The sequence below is a fragment of the Streptomyces sp. NPDC054840 genome (assembly GCF_053611065.1).
This window is the reverse complement of record NZ_JBSGZP010000860.1, coordinates 1-2,591: the sequence shown is the minus strand read 5'-3', so window position 1 is coordinate 2,591 and position 2,591 is coordinate 1. Positions and strand designations below refer to the sequence as shown.

Below are 2,591 nucleotides of genomic sequence, written 5' to 3'. Positions count from 1 at the left end.
GCGCTGAGCGTCCCGACCGCCTGCCGGTCGTCCGGGTCCACACGTGACAACTGATCGAGCTGTTCGCCGATCGACGGCGCTTGCGCCATGATCCGGCGGAAGGCGTCCGTCGTCACGCAAAAACCACCCGGTACGCGGACGCCTTCCATCCGCGACAGTCCGCCGAGGTGAGCGCCTTTGCCGCCGACGACCGCGAGCTGCGTCTCGTCGACCTGTCGCAGATCCAACACGTACTGCACGCTCACTGCGATGCCTCCGAAGCAGCCTTGTTCCGTCGTCCTGTGGCGGCCGGCCGAATCCCCGGCCCCGCCCCCTCTGTCGAATCTCTTGTCGAGCACGTTTTCACCCCTAATCGGACGTCACCGCGTCCCTCACGCGTCGACAGCAGCACATGCACGTCGTAGCCCCATTTCCGCAGGTTGTCGTCTCGGCCGACGATTCTCCGCCGTACCCCGGGTCTTGTGGCAAGTCCCTCTCTGGGCTATAGGTTGAGAGTGGCGGGGAGGGTATTCTCCGGCCACCGGCGACGCCCGGACCACGAGCCCGGTTTGGTCCGGCCGGTCCGCGACGGGTTCGAGCGGCCGGTACGCCGCCTGATCGGCGACTGCTGACTGCCGCCCGACACCGCGCGCAAGGCTGTCAGCGGGCCATGGGCCCGGCCGCGATCGGCGGGGAGTACAGGCCGCCGGAAAACATCTTCCGTTCGATCCTCCGAAGATTGCTGTCGTGCCGTATGCGGTGCCCCGCCGGGGGCAGTCGCAGCGTGTCGACCATGGCGCGGCCCGCCGACGCGGGCCGTTCTCGATCCGGGAGGTATGAAGTGCCCACCACGGTTGTGAACCCGGCCGCACTGCCCACGGGACTGATCGCTCTGCCGGGTGTCTATCGGCCGCAGGCGGATACCGAACTACTGGCCCAAGCGCTCGCCCAGGAGGATCTCGGCCCGGGCTCGGACGTGCTGGAGATCGGCACGGGCACGGGCGGACTGGCCCTGCAGGCCGCGGACACGGGCGCGCGCGTCACGGCGGTCGACGTCTCCTGGCTCGCCGTGGTCACCGCTCGCCTGAACGCGCTGCGCCGCAGGATCCCCCTGCGCGTCGTGCACGGCGACTTCGCCGGGTGCTCCGCCGATCACAGCTACGACCTGGTCGTGTCGAATCCTCCGTACGTCCCCGCCCCGGGCCGTCGGCTGCCGTCGCGCGGGCCGCAGCGGGCCTGGGACGCCGGCCCCGACGGGCGTACCGTCATCGACCGGATCTGCGGGGGAGCCCCCCGCCTCCTGCGTCCCGGGGGCGTTCTGCTCATGGTGCACTCCGGTATGTGCGACGCCGGGGAGACCGTTCGCCGGCTGGCCCGAGAGGGTCTGGCGGCGGAGGTGACGGCGAGGGCGTTCGTACCGTGGGGGCCCGTACTGCGTTCGCGGCGGGACTGGCTGGAGCGGCAGGGCCTGGCGGCCGAGGCCGAGGAGCGGGAAGAGCTCGTGGTGATCCGTGCCCAGTACCTTTGACAGCAGCCCCGCCGACGGGCCGCGCCCGGCCCCCGCCCAGGACCACGCCCGCCGGGTGGCGGTGGACCCGCAGGGCCCGGTCCTGGTCGAGGGCCCGGTCGAGATCGTCCTGGCCGACGGCACGGTCGCCCGCTCGGACCGGTTCATGGTGGCCGTGTGCACCTGCCGCCGCAGCCGCACGTACCCCTGGTGCGACACGAGCCACCGCCGACGCGAGCGAGCCGCAACTCCGCATCCCCCGCCGTCCCCGACCCCACCACCCTCGCCCTCCTCTCCCCCCGACGACAGGAACGTGTGATGGCCCCCACCGGCCGACTCTCCATGGCGCCCGCCCCCCGCATCGGCGCCCCAACGAGCCACCGGCCCCGTCTCGTCGAAGGGCGGGGAGCACTGTCCGAGGCCGTCACCCGCGCCTTGCGGTCGGGCGGCCCACCGGTGCACGCCACCGGCTCCGTACGGAAGGCCGACCCTTTCGGGGAGGACCTCCAGCTCGCCCTCTACCTCCTCTACGAGCTGCACTACCGCGGCTTCGACGGGGTCGACGACGAACGGGAATGGGATCCGGACCTGCTGCGGCTTCGCCGGGCCATGGAAGACCGCCTCCTCCACGCCCTGCGCTCCGAGCTGTCGGACGCTCCCCCCTCGGTCGAGGAGGCTTTCGCCCCGTTGCTCGTCGAGCCGGTCGACCTCTCCGGCAGCCTCAGCCGCCACCTCCAAACCCAGGGTGAGCTATGGCAGTTGCGTGAGTACGCGGCCCTGCGCTCCCTCTACCACCTCAAGGAGGCGGACCCGCACGCGTGGGTGATCCCCCGGCTCACGGGGCGGGCCAAGGCCGCCATGGTGGCCATCGAGTACGACGAGTTCGGCGCCGGCCGCGCCGACCGCGTACACGCCCGGCTCTTCGCGGACCTCATGGCCGACCTCGGGCTGGATCCCACGTACGGACGCTACCTGGACCGTGCCCCGGCACCCCTGCTCGCGACCGTGAACCTGATGTCGCTCTTCGGCCTGCACCGGGCGCTGCGCGGAGCGCTCGTCGGCCACTTCGCCTGTGTGGAGGTCACCTCATCACCCGGATCCAGGC

General features: G+C 71.7%; 4 protein-coding genes. 3 read left to right on the top strand and 1 reads right to left on the bottom strand.

Going from position 1 to position 2,591, the window contains the following annotated elements:
* Positions 1-245 (bottom strand): PEP/pyruvate-binding domain-containing protein (locus ACWGIU_RS35155; protein WP_453712154.1); only part of this gene is annotated, 245 nt, incomplete at its 3' end.
* Between the two features lie 575 nt (positions 246-820).
* Between ACWGIU_RS35155 and ACWGIU_RS35150 the strand changes: the two genes are divergently transcribed.
* The 3 genes from ACWGIU_RS35150 to ACWGIU_RS35140 form a co-directional block, all read left to right on the top strand.
* A complete protein-coding gene (locus tag ACWGIU_RS35150; protein ID WP_453712153.1) occupies positions 821-1,507 on the top strand; it encodes a HemK2/MTQ2 family protein methyltransferase in 687 nt (228 codons plus the stop codon).
* On the top strand, positions 1,491-1,805 hold the full coding sequence (locus ACWGIU_RS35145) for a CDGSH iron-sulfur domain-containing protein (protein WP_453712152.1): 315 nt from the start codon (positions 1,491-1,493) through the stop codon (positions 1,803-1,805). Before ACWGIU_RS35150 ends, ACWGIU_RS35145 begins: the two co-directional genes overlap by 17 nt.
* 23 nt (positions 1,806-1,828) lie before the next feature.
* The coding region (locus ACWGIU_RS35140; RefSeq protein ID WP_453712155.1) for an iron-containing redox enzyme family protein at positions 1,829-2,591 on the top strand (763 nt) is incomplete at its 3' end.